We start from the raw sequence: 13,015 nt of genomic DNA, 5'->3' as shown, positions 1-13,015 counted from the left end.
GCAGGTAACTGCCATTCCTACCGCAACCACCCTTTGCGCACACAGTGGCCTCCATTCGGGCGCTCGAAGCTGTGGTACATGGACTATTGCGCTGAAAGGAGATGGCCGGGCTTAAGTGCTCTTTCTGTTCCGTTATCCCCAATCTACAGTACCCGTCTATATGCTATCTACATAGAATGCAGCATGCGTATAACTTGGAGATTCAACTACAATCTATATACGGCTTTTCGATCGCGCTTTTTGTTCATGTCGAGCCGCACTGTAACTCGATACTGCGAAGGGTACAGCGTAATTGAGCAGCAAATGCCACCAGAAAATATTTTGGGTACTCAAAATTTTATCACCCTGGTTGATTATATTGAGCACTGTGCCGACAGCCAGTGCAACCCAGCCTGCACCCCGTAAAATAGCTGGCTTGCTCCATATTCTAAAAAAATCGGCCATACACAATCTTCCTATATGTAGTACAAACGCTTGGGTGTAGCCTAAGCGTACGTGATTAATTTGGTTGGCACGTCCCTGTGCCTAGGGTGGAGATGCCTGCGTTGTCGGCACCACCTCTCATTCTTGAATTTCGTACAGTCAATCAGTATTATCATATTTCTAATATTTAGAGACATCCAGGGCTGGCCTGTTACAAAAAAACCCATGGATTTATGCGATTGAATATCAGGTCGAATACCGAGTTGTTGCAATATTGGCGTAAAGCATATTGTGACCCGGGGCAGAAGCTTGGCGAAATAGACATGTTCGCTACTTTTCCACTACCGATTATCTACATGAGCTCATGAGATTAGTCACTGCTCAATACGTTTTTCAAGCGACCAGCATGGCATATGCCTAGTAGTGGCAACTACCCAAACACGCTATGCCAGTGTGGCCGACCTTGAGAGATAGCGCTCCCGCTCTATAGAAAATTGCCTGAAGGTTGAGTCAGGTCATTAGTGCTCGCCGGTAGGAACTTTACATCCCTGGCATCAATCCGCCGAATGACGCCGATGAGTCGACGTAGGCCAAGGCAGATTTCATATCCTTCCAGCCCACGAATGAGGGGCCGAAGAATTCGGAAGAAATCGCTAAGATTTTCCGAACTGCCGAAACGGCCTGAACTTCCCGTCTTCCAGACTGCGGCTCTGCCGCCAGACATAATCGCCGATCAGATTGATGTGCTCCCAACCCAGCGGTGAAAGACATTGCTGCAGCTCAGGATTAACTGGCTTACCTGAGTCATCTCGGGCGTGGGTGGCGTGCTCCAAGTACACTATGTTCCATAGCACGATGGCGGCCCTCACTTGGTTGAGGCCGCTAGCCCGGTAGCGCTGTTGCTCGAAACTCCGATCCCTGATCTCTCCGAGGCGGTTAAGAACAACGCTCTGGCTAGAGAGTTGCGGGCCTAAGCCTTGTTCAGTCCCGCATGCACGCCGCGACGCACCTCGACATTTTGCAGCCAGTCCAATATGAACTGCGTGCGGTCGGACCGAACAAGCTCGCGCAAGGTCACGGCGAGGCCGTTCTAGCGCGGGTAGATGCCGAGTTTGCGCAGCATCAACGAGGCGATGACGGTGCCCTACTTAATCGAGCTAGCCGGGTGCAGGATTTTTGTCCCAGTGGGCTCGGACATGCTTGATGTTCAAGCTGCCGCCGATCATTGGGCGAAGTGTCGGGTAGTCCTGGACGCTATCGGCACTTACAGTTTGATTTCTCCACGGCCGCGGATACGCGGTGCGAAGTGGAAACCTAGCAGGTGCACCACGGCGAAAACGTGATCAATGAAGCCAGCCGTATCGATGTAGTGTTCCTCGATCCGCAGATCGGACTCGTTATACAGCGAGCCGTCGAGCACATAGGTCGAGTTGCCCACAGCAGGCACAAGCGCTCTTCCAGGTACTGGTCACTGTTTGGGCTGAACACCAGTGGCAGCGCCTGTTCCCGCTAGAGTGCGGCGAATTTCTCGGGAGGCAGCAGGTAGTCGTCAAAGTCGAGGAACTGTCGTCCGTGCGAAGGTATTGGTAGAGGGTTTCACGGCTGATGCCGAACTCACCGGCCGCTGCCTGCTGCCGCAACGTGGCAACTTGCTCGCCGGAGAGGACTTTCTTGCGGCTCCGGTAGGCACCATCCTGTGAGCGGGAAAGCAACGACCGTTGAGTCGCCGATGGGGAGGCTGACTTAATCCGTATCCTTCTGCCGATTGATAGGATATCCGTTCACCGTACCGCGCAAGGGTTGTATCAGCATCCGGTCGATCCAGAGGTCTCGAGGCGTGCGGAACTGATCGATGCCGATGTCCATGCCTTCATGGCCGTCCCTCGGATGGGCTCGGTAGGTTCCCAGCAGGCGGTCCCACCAAGGCAGGTTGAAGCCGAAATTGCTATTGGTCTCGTTCGGGTGGATGGAATGGTGGACACGGCTATATCGAAGAGGCTAGAGCCTTCGAAGAAAACGCCGCTGGCTCTTTATTACGACGTAAAACATCAACCTAGCCCCAAGTCCTGAAGCCGAGTTTTCGAAAAAAAAGAAAGGCAATAAAAAACATAATGTTATGAGCGAAGTGAGTGAATTTTCCCCTTATCTCGGCTTGCCCCCGACCACTTACAAGGTTTACAGAGTACAGCCAGAAACGGACGGCGCTTGGGTCTGGGTGAAACTCAAGCACCCCCCAACCACTACCATTAAGGTTCTCCTCAAGGCGCCGTCGCAATGCTTCGTCCAAGTCCATATTGTTAGCTCCTGATAAATTGAATTTACGCGGGGGAGAGGACCACGCACTCTTTCCCCCGCAATGCCGGGATGGGCTATTGATACTATGCAGCCCCCTCCGGGCGGCGGATCGTTGCCTTTGCATTCTGCTTAGCTTGGGTCCGTCGAATCCATCGCTCAACTTTATCAATTTCTTCCAGTAGCTCCCTCTTTGGCTTGCAGTTCTGATACCCCTCCACAATTGTCTGCCTGACATCGGCAAGTGCCGTCAGTTGATTGGCTGTTCCGCTGATGAGGGCCGGTTTTGGTAAGTCGTAGATCCGCCGTAATTCCTTCTTGGGTAGATCTGTTTCCTCATACTCATTGCGAAACCAAGCGTCCAGAGTGCTGCGGATTGGGCCTATGCGAGTCCAGTTCCAGCTCATGGAAACCCAAAGGCTGCTCATGATAGGGCCGATGTGTAAGTGCTTATTCAGGTCCATTCGGCGTGCAGGTCGCCAAAGTGATCGGTGCCCTGGCATACCATCCCCACACGGCACAGCTCCCGCTCGTTCGACCCCCTGTGGAGTTGGCATGATTCTCGGTGGCTTTCGCTTGCCACTGAGGACCCTGGCCGGGCTGATGAATTGACTTTGATACGAATCGGAGTTGTGTGTCCATTTCTGATCTTTCAGCCAGGCCTCCAAGGCTACGAGCTTCCCGACCAAACGCGAAAGCACCGCCTCAGACACAGCATGCAGCCGTGGTGTGTAGCCGGCCAAATAAATACCTCTCCAAGGGACCCCTACGGTATAAAATCCGTGATCCTTAGCCCAGTCGATCTCATCTTGGGACATTGGCCGATATGGTTCATCCAGGACGACTTCGCACTTCGATTCTTCGTCGTACCAGTGAGAGCTGTGGTCTGGATGCTTTGAGAGATTTAGGTATGGTCTATACATCTCGCTTTCTAGCGGCGCTCTTAGGCCTGTCGCCGCCATAAAATTAAGTGCCAGTGCCGCCATCTCAGCCATCCGCACGCCTTCATTTTTGTCGTAAAAGTCACCCCTAAGTTCGAGATGATCGGGTGCTTCCAGCCGAAAGCCGTTCAGGTAAGGCGTCCGCTCCAGAGACTTCCCAGGCAATAGGTCCTTTAAGGGGACAGGTAATAGGGATTCGAAGGTAGTCCGACCCGACCGCACGACTGGGCCGGATATAGATCCCGCCGACCTGTCATGTTCTCCCCAGTAGAACGTCAAAAAAACTCGATGTTGATCGCAAGCGGATGCCCCCAGAACTGACTGAGCATGGCGGAAGTTCTGAAATCCAGCCTTTCGGGCAGCGCCATCCAGAGCGTCGTGATACGGGATGTCTTGTTCTTGCTTGATGAACTTGGCTAGGCGTTTGACACCTGCAAGGGTAGTCGGCCGAGTATTTTCGGTAGCCATGGTTGATCTCCGGCCCTACTTGCAGCGTCACCCGTCCACCGCTGCGCACCAGGGCCAAAGACATGGACCGAGGTTAGGAGATACTGACAGTGCCGCTAGTGCGGCTTCGCAAAAACGGGTATCTGGCGCCTGCTGGTAGCCACATCTAATTGTAGACCGCGCAAGCTTTCGCAACCAATGCCGCTGGTCATCAGTGCCTATATGCTCGCGAATCTGGTTGAAATCGGATTTGGCGTAGCGATCGTTAGCCCTCAGTTCCCGGCACCAGTGGCGCTTGCCAACCATCTGAGTACGCGTGTTTCGTTCGAGCGGTGAAGTAACACCAGCCGTGTGTTCGATGCCTTAGCCGGCAAGCCGTCCATCCGCAGCGACAGTTTTAAATCCTCAGTTGCAGATTTAAATCTCTGAAAGGTGCATTCCACAAACGCACGCCGATGGTGCCAGGCGCCATCTGTCGCGATGCACATCCTGACCACAGTCTTGCCCCGGCGCTGCCGGGTGCAATAGGCCGTACCTGTTCAAGGAAAATCCAGGAAAAACTAAAAAATACTGCCGGCGTATGGTCTTGTGTTATGCGTATTGCTAGTATGGCATCACACGTACACATAATCCTGTAATAGACCATTTCAAATCTGAGGTAATCGATGAAGAAGCTTGCACTCGCAATCGCCCTCGCCAGCTGCTCGCTGGCTGTTTACGCTGACGAAGCTGTCACAACCCAAGCACCGGCCGCCGCAGCTACTACGAACACCGCTGCCCAAGTTGCCCCGACCGCAGCACCGCAAGTCGCAGCACCCGCCCCAGCTCCTGTTGCAGCAGCTGCGCCGGCAGCACCAGCCGACCTCGAAAGCCTGGCTGTGATCAACAGCCTGCGTCAAAAATACCCTGCGACTAACTTCACCAACGTCGTCAAAGCCCCCCTGGCTGGCATTTTCGAAATCACCATGGGCAAAAACATCGCGTACACGGACGCCGAAGGCCGGTACCTGATGTTCGGTAGCCTGTATGACATGCAAACACGGCAGGACCTGACAGCACCGAAACGAGCGGCGGCTGAAAAAGTTGATGTGTCCAAGTTCCCGCTCGCCGACGCATTTACCCGCGTGAAGGGCGATGGCTCTCGCAAAATCTATCTGTTTACCGACCCGGACTGCCCTTACTGCCACGATCTCGAGAACAAGATCTTCACCCAACTCGAAAACGTGACGATCTACACCTTCATTTTCCCGATCGAATCGCTACACCCTCAGGCCAAGGCGAAAGCCGAATCCATCTGGTGCCTGCCTGAAGCAGATCGCGCCGTCGCCTGGGACAACATGATGAAAGGCGTCATGCCGGCATCGTCGAAGTGCGCCAACCCTATCGATCGCAATATCGGTCTGGCTGAAAGCCTCGGCGTCCAGGGCACCCCAACCATGTTCAGCGAAGACGGTCGCAAGATGCCCGGCTTAGGCACGCTTGAACGCCTGGAGTCGTGGCTGAATGGTGGCGCATAAGCTGGACCTCAGCACTTGATCCTCTCGTGGCCATCTCGATGGCCACGTTGTTTTTGGACACCTCAGATCTCACCTTGGGACGCCCACCGGCGAACCTATCTGGAGTTGCGATGAAGCTACGCCGCCTTTGTGCCATTGCCTTCGTTCCTGCTCTCTATCTCACCTCAATCAACCTGCATGCTGAACAGCTGGGCCAATACGGCAACACCTGGGATGTCCAAGAGCAGGATGCAATCGACATGATCAAAGGTCGGTTGGGTGAAATGGAGAAAAAAGGGGACCTCTCAAAATACTGGAACAACTACCGGGACAAACAACTGGCCGGGCTGGAGAACCCCAAGCCGCTGGCCGGTATTGAAGCGGTAGTGGAACCGCAGATTCGTATGTACGACCCGACCTATACCTACGCCGAGACCGTCAAAGACCATCTCGGCAATATCTTGGTGCCGGCAGGTACCAAGATCAATCCGCTGGATTACATCTCGCTGAGCAAAGCGATCATCTTCATTGATGGCAGGGATCCCAAACAACTGGCCTATGCCAAACAGCGCACCGAGGAGCACCCACGGGACAAAGTAATACTCGTTGCGGGGTCCTTTCTTAAGCTGAATCGCGAGTGGGGGAGGCCTGTCTACTTTGACCAGCAGGGAATCCTGACCAAGAAGTTCGGTATTGAGCGTGTGCCAGCCGTCATCACCCAGAAAGGCCGGCAACTCCAAATCGAGGAGCTCAAGCTATGAAAAAGACTTTTATGGCCCTGGGCTTCTTGATCACAGGGCTTCTCACTACTCTCAGCGTCAACGCCGACGAGATCTGCACCGGCAAGTTTCCAAACCTCATTTCTGACGTTTGCTGGTCCTGCATGTTCCCGATCAAGCTTTTCGGCTCGACCAATCTGGTTTCGGATGGCCAGGAGGACTTCGACAGCGGTGGCGGACAAAGTGCATTTTGCTTCTGTGGCAACCCGCCCAAAGTGGGTATCCCGACATCCTTCTGGGAATTCGACATGATGACGGACGTCACCACGGTGCCAGGCTGCTTTCCGCTGCTCGGTGGGGCCCGGGTAAACGTTGGTGTGAACTCGGATGCATTCGGGCAGATTTCCGATGACCAGGGCGGCGGCATCTCAAGCACTCGCGACTCCTTCATGCAGGTCAACTTTTACCTCAACCCTGCCATGTATGTGATGGGGGCGATCCTGGATGACACCTGCATGGATCAGCGTGGCATGGACGTCCCTTGGGTCTCGTTTGCCGACCCCACGCACAACGATGACGAACTCGCCGGTATCCTCACACCGTATGCCTTCCCATTCGGCAGCATGTTAGCGATCGGTGCAATGTCCGCGGACGCGGTGGCAGCTGCGGCAGGGTTCCCGCTCTCAACCATTTTCTGGGCTGCCGGCTCGTATGGCCACATGTACCCCCTGACTGGCCATAACGAAGCGCATTTGAGCATGGAGCAGACAGCTCGGTTACAGACGACCAGGATTCTCGCCAAATTGCACGCCGCGGGAACGCAGTGGGCAGCAATGGGCAGCGGCGCCATGTGTGGCTATTACCCACAGATCATCATGGACAAGCGCCAGTACAAGCTCACCCGACTGTACCCCAAACCTGAAACAGCAAAAATTGACGGCAAATGCTGTGGCCCCATCGGGCGCTCCACCATTCTGACCGAATCCAATACAGAGTTTCCAATTCCCGGTTACAAGGACTTTGGCTATGGCATTTTCCGTAAACGCGACTGCTGCGGCGGCGTTACTCTTGGCAACTAGCATCATAAGCTTGGGCGCCGGTGCCCAGTCGATGCAAATGCCGTCCGATGCAGAGCTTCAAAAGCTGATGGGCGAGCAGTCAGCTGCCCGGACCGCCACCCTGGGTGGCAAGATCGATCCTGTAAAAGCAGGGACGTTCAAAACCACCGTGCCGGTGATCAACGCTCCGCCGCCGACCAAGACAGAAACGCTGGACGACGTTGTTGCGCGTTATAACAACGCGAAAAACGAATCGAAAGGTAAGCCCGGCCAGAGTGACTTCATCATCTTCGTCTCATTCTCGATGCCGAAGGACAAACTCATTGAACTCACACGCCAGGCTAAAGAAACCGGCGCGGTGCTGGTAGTCCGCGGCTTCGTCAACGGCTCCATGATGCAGACCAAACAAGCCGCATTGGACGTGAACAAAGCGGGCGTTCCTTGGGAGGTCAACCCTGAGCTTTTCAAGGCGTTCAAGGTTGAGGCTGTTCCAACGTTCGTTGTAGCAAGCGCCGAGGCCGAGTCAGTCCTCGACACTGGTTGTTCACCCGAAGCGACGTACACCTCGGTGACCGGCAACATCTCTGCCCAGTTGGCATTGGACACGATTCGCCTTCGTGGCCAACCAACGATCGCAAAAATGGCAGAGAACAAACTGGCACAGATTCGCCAGCGAAACGCACCAGGATCGGTTCAGTAACTTTGGCCTTATGCCCTACGCGGTAGGGCATTCCGAAATACCGTTCGTGAAACTCATACCGAAAGGAACAGTGCTATGTCCGATAAGTACAAATGGGAAGTCATCATTAATGGCGTAACTGTCGGTTCCCTGAGTGAAAATGAACTCAGCCAGATCGACAAAGCTGTTCAACAAGACAAACGACTTTACCTCGCGCAGTTTGTAAACCTCATCTACATCATCTGGAGCGCAATGACCCAAGCAATCCTCATCACGCCATTGGCGCTGATGACATGGGCATTTGGCTTTGCTTGCTCTGATCCAGAAGGGTTCACCACTGCTATCACCACAAACCCGGCCCAGCTTTATATCTGGTGGGTAATTGGGGCTTTAGGAGCAGCAGTGTTAGTAGTTTTAGCTTCGGCTGGATTCGGATTTACCCACCTGAACTACGAAAACAAATTCAACGCTCGCAAGGAACGGTTGATCCGAAGCCTGCTCAAGGTTCCAGCAAAAGGCGACTTGACGTTGTGCGGGGTTAAGTGTGAGTCAGCGGTAGCTGCCTAAATAGCAACTGAGTAACTTTGTAGGCTGAACAGTTGTTTGATTGTTCGCACTCGATAGAACTAATCAATCCTGACTTTAATGCCTCCTTGTGAGGCATTTTTTTGGACGACAACAAAATGCAAAATCTGCTAACCAAAGAGGACCGTGAGTGGCTCCACGGGCTGGGTCTCAACCTGAGCACCTGGCGTGACCTCACCTGCGCAAAATTCAAAAAAGGTACTACATCTGGCGAGCTGATGAGCATTGCTCGCGACGGTTGCATCTACCGGGACGGTGCATGGGTTAACCCCGGCGACGTTGCCGAAGAGGTTTCCAAATCAATCACCTGGAACGCCCAGGTATTTGAAGCATGGAACTACGGCTTCGCCTGCAAAATTCACGCGATCTGCGCAACGTTGTCGAGTTTTGATGCGGACATCTTGCTTATCGCGTCAGGCTTTGCCAAACAGGACTTAAGTGAACTCAGTAGGGCATCCAGCGAAGCTGTCGCTGAGGCTTATCGCGACCTCTACGGAGAGGGAGAAGAGGATGAGGAGTACTGTGATGAATAGGTCAGCGCTGACTGGGCACCACTCCCCAGCTGTAAGACAGTCTTCGGCAGTCACTGTGATACTCCTGCTGCCAGTGTTGGCCATGGTCTGCTTTGACATTGTGCTGATCTATTACCAATTCGCCTTCACACCTTCCGGCGGCTTATCCGGCGACATATCCCACTCAGCTTTGACAAACACCGCCTGGCTGCTGGACAAGATTTCCATAGGCGGCGGATTGATGCTGTTAGTGATGACCCTGATGCAGCTGTTTGTTTCACAATCTATGAGCAGATTCATCCTCTGCGCTGTGGCGCTTGTGGTGCACATCGCCACCGTCTTCATCGCTGAATCCGCTGTGGTGACCCCCTTCATAGCAGTCAAAGTGCAGGACCTTTTTTGACAGGCCAATCGAAAGTCGAAAAAAAACCCGGACAAAGTCCGGGTTTTGTACATCGTTGGTCTAGTGAGCCAGACGACCGGCACCAAATGCAGCACGCCGGCTTAGACGATCCCATTGTGTCTCGGTTACAAGCACACTGCTACGAGCTTTGACGTACCCATTAACGGTCTGGCAGTAATTCAAGCGGACCAAACCTGCGGTCACACTCGGAACACCCTCCAGCTCGAACACGTTCATGAACCCATCAACATCGATGGTGGTCGTAGTCACGATCTGAGCGTGGAACATTTTCAGATAGCAGGCTTTTCCCAACAGAAAAACAACTTCGCCAATCAGCTTGGCCTGCTTCATTACAGCCTGGGATTTCAGGTTCAGCTTCAGGCTGAGGGACTGGGCTTTACGTTGGAACACGGCAGTGTCAAAAGTCAGTTTCATGGTCATTCTCCCGGAGTATGTGCTAGGCCTTGCGTTTGCCTAGTAACCGGTAATGCTGATCACGCTCTTACAATCGACACCCTGGCCCTAACCTTCGCCCGATTCTTCTCCACCCAAAGCCTCAAGCAGTGAAGGAACGAGTTTTGTCAGCTGCTCGGTGTAAACCTGGAACATTGCCGCATAGGCCGCTTCATCATCTTCTTCGTCAGGGATCTCCGCCTTGACGCTATCCAGAAAAGAAATTTTTTTGACTTGGAATTTGTCAGTCAGAAAAAACGCTATCCGTTCATCCCAGGTCATCGCCAGCTTCGTCGGTCTGCGCCCCTCAATGATGTGCTGTCGTACCTCATCACGCTCGAGGCTGAGCTGGGCGTAATGCACCTTGGACTTTTCGATGTCGAGCCCTTGCAGGTACACCTCTCGGTCGACGGTGAACTCATCAGGCGCCTCGTTGTTCATCAACCAGGAAGCCATGGCAGATCCTGGGTCCATACTTGTGCGAATCAAGGACGCGGGTGTGTTTATGGCCTCCTGAAGAATGGTCATCACGTCGTCAGCTTTCGCCGGGGTTCCGGTGTCGATCCCAATCAATCCAGCAGCGGTATTCAACCAAACTGGAATCGTCACCTGGTGCTCGAAGGCACGGGGAAGCAGCTCAAGAAGAGCCTCCATTTTCAACTCTTTGAGCTGAGCGCGGCTCGGCTTGTAGCCCTTGTCCCGCTCAACTTTAGCCGCCTTGGATATGGTTAGCCGTTGCAGGACCGGCTCTGGAACTTTGCGCTCCTCGAAACAGACGTTGAGGAGCAGCTGCCTCTGATTGGAATAGACCAACCCGGCCCCGGGCCGGGGCTCCACCCATCCACTGGAGTTGATCATTTTATCCGTGCAGGGTTTGAACAATTTCTTCTCGAGCTTCTTGGCCAGCTCCGTCGGCGAGAGTGTCCATGGCTCGGTGATCCGGTAAAGGTGCAGGTTTGAAAACATGGCATCGACCTAAGGCGGCTGGCTGTCAGGCAATAATAAATCACAACACGTGCGCATAATACTGTTTGATTTATTATGATGTGCACACCAGTCCTGTCAGCGAGAAAACCATGTCTGCTCTTCTTCCTGTTGAACAACGAATCCAGCAGCTGCGCACGGCTGTTACCGCACACGCGGACCAATACCATACGCACGACTTACCCCTGATCACCGATGGGGCATATGACCTTCTTTTTCGTGAGCTACAAGAACTTGAGGCTCAACATCCGCACCTGGTCACGCTCGATTCCCCGACCCAGAGAGTAGGGGGGGCGATCCTTGATGGTTTTGAACCGGCTCCCCATGACCAGCCCATGCTTTCGCTCAAAGATGCGATGGACGATACCGAAGCCATGGCGTTCGTCACCGCGGCGGCGGCTGGCCTTGGCGTCGAGCCCGAGGCTCTGGACCTCACCGGCGAATTGAAGTACGACGGGCTTGCGCTCGCTGCCAGCTACATCGGCGGCGTCCTTGTCCGTGCCGCCACCCGGGGTGACGGCTTTACCGGTGAGAACGTGACATCTCAGGCGCGGACCATCCGGAACCTGCCTCTTCGACTGCCATTTCCGATTGACCTGGACGTCCGTGGTGAAGTTGTAATGCGAAATAGTGACTTCGAGTTGGTCAACAAGGAATTGTTGAGCCGCGGCGAGAAGCCTTTGGCCAACACACGAAACGGGGCGGCCGGCAGCATGCGGCAACTGGACCCGAAAATCACAGCCTCTCGCCGCCTGAGCTTTTATGCCTATGGCGTTTCGGGAGTGAACGGAGAAACACCGTTCAACGCCACCACTCAATGGGAGCTGATTCAAGGCCTGATGAATTTGGGGTTTTCCATCGCCCCAGAGACCGCAGTAGTGCGGGGCTGGAATGGGTTGAAAAGCTTTTTTGAGCGTGTCGGCGAGGGTAGGGCGGCGCTTCCCTTTGACATCGATGGCGTAGTGTTCAAAGTCAACGCATTGCATGGCCAACAAAAACTGGGCTGGACCAATCGCTCGCCTCGGTTCGCGATCGCATACAAATATCCGGCGGAGGAGAAGATTTCCATCGTTCGGGATATTGTCGTTCAGATTGGCCGTACCGGCGCCGCGACCCCTGTGGCAAAAATTGACCCGGTCCAGGTCGGGGGCGTAATGGTCTCCAGCGCCTCACTTCACAATGCAGACCAGGTCAATACAAAGGGTGTGAAATACGGGAGCACTGTCATTGTCCGCCGGGCCGGCGATGTCGTGCCGGAGGTGGTAAGGGTTGTACCGTCTACTGCTGACGAAACCCTGCAATGCTTTGTCATGCCACTCAACTGCCCATCCTGCGACTCCCGTCTTGAGCGCCAGCCAGGCATGGTGGGCTCGTACTGCCCCGGTGGCCTGAAGTGTCCTGCGCAAAAGCTGGGCAAGCTTTGCCACTTCGCTTCCAAGCTGGGCATGAACATCGATGGTCTGGGTGACAAGTCGATCACCGCCATGATCGAGGCTGGGCTGATCAGAATGCCTTCTGACCTATTTTCTCTTCAGGCTCCTGATGTGGTCTCCCTGCCAGGCTTTGGGCGTGTGTCCGCGGCAAAATTGACGAAGAACATCGCCGCCTCAATGCATCCGGATTTGGCGCGGTTCATCTACTCGCTGGGTATCGAAGGTGTAGGGGAGGCAACAAGCAAAGCATTGGCCAAACAATTTGGTGCCTGGTCGCGGTTCAGGGTGGCCACCTATGACGAACTGATTCAAACCCCCGACGTCGGCCCCGACACCACTGCAAACATTCAGCGTTTCTTTGCCGATGACGCCCTGGGCCTCGAAGCCGATCGCCTCGCCGAGATCACTTCTCCGCAGGATTCGCTGAAAGCCACCGGGAGCACCCTGTCGGGCAAAGTCTTCGTTCTGACCGGTGTGTTTCCCACCTTGAACCGGGAGCAGGCCAAGGCGCTGGTCGAAGATGCCGGCGGCAAGGTAGCCGGCTCAGTATCCAGCAAAACCAGTGTCGTCGTCGCCGGCGAGGCCGCCGG

11 protein-coding genes and 2 pseudogenes are annotated in these 13,015 nt (G+C 54.4%); 8 read left to right on the top strand and 5 right to left on the bottom strand.

Annotation, left to right across the window (positions count from 1 at the left end; all coding sequences use genetic code 11):
* Nucleotides 1–1,076: 1,076 nt before the first annotated feature.
* The 3 genes and pseudogenes from H7995_RS27580 to H7995_RS27570 form a co-directional block, all read right to left on the bottom strand.
* A pseudogene (locus tag H7995_RS27580) lies at nt 1,077–1,861 on the bottom strand (Tn3 family transposase); the annotation flags it as partial.
* A gap of 127 nt (nt 1,862–1,988) precedes the next feature.
* A pseudogene (locus tag H7995_RS27575) lies at nt 1,989–2,120 on the bottom strand (recombinase family protein); the annotation flags it as partial.
* A gap of 681 nt (nt 2,121–2,801) precedes the next feature.
* Nucleotides 2,802–4,124: a DUF5623 domain-containing protein gene (locus tag H7995_RS27570; RefSeq protein ID WP_185819280.1), complete on the bottom strand. Its 1,323-nt coding sequence runs from the start codon at nt 4,122–4,124 to the stop codon at nt 2,802–2,804.
* 644 nt (nt 4,125–4,768) lie between these two features.
* Between H7995_RS27570 and H7995_RS27565 the strand changes: the two genes are divergently transcribed.
* The 7 genes from H7995_RS27565 (at nt 4,769) to H7995_RS27535 (ending at nt 9,555) form a co-directional block, all read left to right on the top strand.
* Nucleotides 4,769–5,620 carry a DsbC family protein gene (locus tag H7995_RS27565; RefSeq protein ID WP_185819279.1) on the top strand — a complete coding sequence of 284 codons (852 nt, stop codon included), beginning with the start codon at nt 4,769–4,771 and terminating at the stop codon, nt 5,618–5,620.
* A gap of 110 nt (nt 5,621–5,730) precedes the next feature.
* Nucleotides 5,731–6,360 (top strand): type-F conjugative transfer system protein TraW, encoded by a 630-nt coding sequence (gene traW, locus H7995_RS27560; protein ID WP_185819278.1) that lies wholly within the window; start codon nt 5,731–5,733, stop codon nt 6,358–6,360.
* A complete protein-coding gene (locus H7995_RS27555) occupies nt 6,357–7,397 on the top strand; it encodes a TraU family protein (RefSeq protein ID WP_185819277.1) in 1,041 nt (346 codons plus the stop codon). Before traW ends, H7995_RS27555 begins: the two co-directional genes overlap by 4 nt.
* Nucleotides 7,345–8,076 (top strand): type-F conjugative transfer system pilin assembly protein TrbC, encoded by a 732-nt coding sequence (trbC, locus tag H7995_RS27550; protein WP_244647836.1) that lies wholly within the window; start codon nt 7,345–7,347, stop codon nt 8,074–8,076. Before H7995_RS27555 ends, trbC begins: the two co-directional genes overlap by 53 nt.
* 75 nt (nt 8,077–8,151) lie before the next feature.
* A complete protein-coding gene (locus H7995_RS27545; protein WP_185819276.1) occupies nt 8,152–8,622 on the top strand; it encodes a hypothetical protein in 471 nt (156 codons plus the stop codon).
* A gap of 101 nt (nt 8,623–8,723) precedes the next feature.
* Nucleotides 8,724–9,173: a hypothetical protein gene (locus tag H7995_RS27540; protein WP_185819275.1), complete on the top strand. Its 450-nt coding sequence runs from the start codon at nt 8,724–8,726 to the stop codon at nt 9,171–9,173.
* Nucleotides 9,166–9,555: a hypothetical protein gene (locus H7995_RS27535; protein ID WP_185819274.1), complete on the top strand. Its 390-nt coding sequence runs from the start codon at nt 9,166–9,168 to the stop codon at nt 9,553–9,555. The genes H7995_RS27540 and H7995_RS27535 overlap by 8 nt, the downstream gene beginning before the upstream one ends.
* Nucleotides 9,556–9,615: 60 nt before the next feature.
* Here H7995_RS27535 and H7995_RS27530 read toward each other — a convergent pair whose 3' ends face one another.
* Complete coding sequence (locus tag H7995_RS27530) at nt 9,616–9,990, bottom strand: hypothetical protein (protein WP_185819273.1); 375 nt, start codon at nt 9,988–9,990, stop codon at nt 9,616–9,618.
* Between the two features lie 87 nt (nt 9,991–10,077).
* Complete coding sequence (locus H7995_RS27525; RefSeq protein WP_185819272.1) at nt 10,078–10,974, bottom strand: recombination-associated protein RdgC; 897 nt, start codon at nt 10,972–10,974, stop codon at nt 10,078–10,080.
* Between the two features lie 110 nt (nt 10,975–11,084).
* Between H7995_RS27525 and ligA the strand changes: the two genes are divergently transcribed.
* Nucleotides 11,085–13,015: NAD-dependent DNA ligase LigA (gene ligA / locus H7995_RS27520; RefSeq protein ID WP_185819271.1), on the top strand; the 1,931-nt coding region annotated here is incomplete at its 3' end.

The organism is Pseudomonas kielensis, assembly GCF_014236655.1.
GTDB lineage: Bacteria > Pseudomonadota > Gammaproteobacteria > Pseudomonadales > Pseudomonadaceae > Aquipseudomonas > Aquipseudomonas kielensis.
The sequence above is the reverse complement of the archived record's forward strand: the minus strand, read 5'-3'. Positions and strand labels throughout refer to the sequence as shown.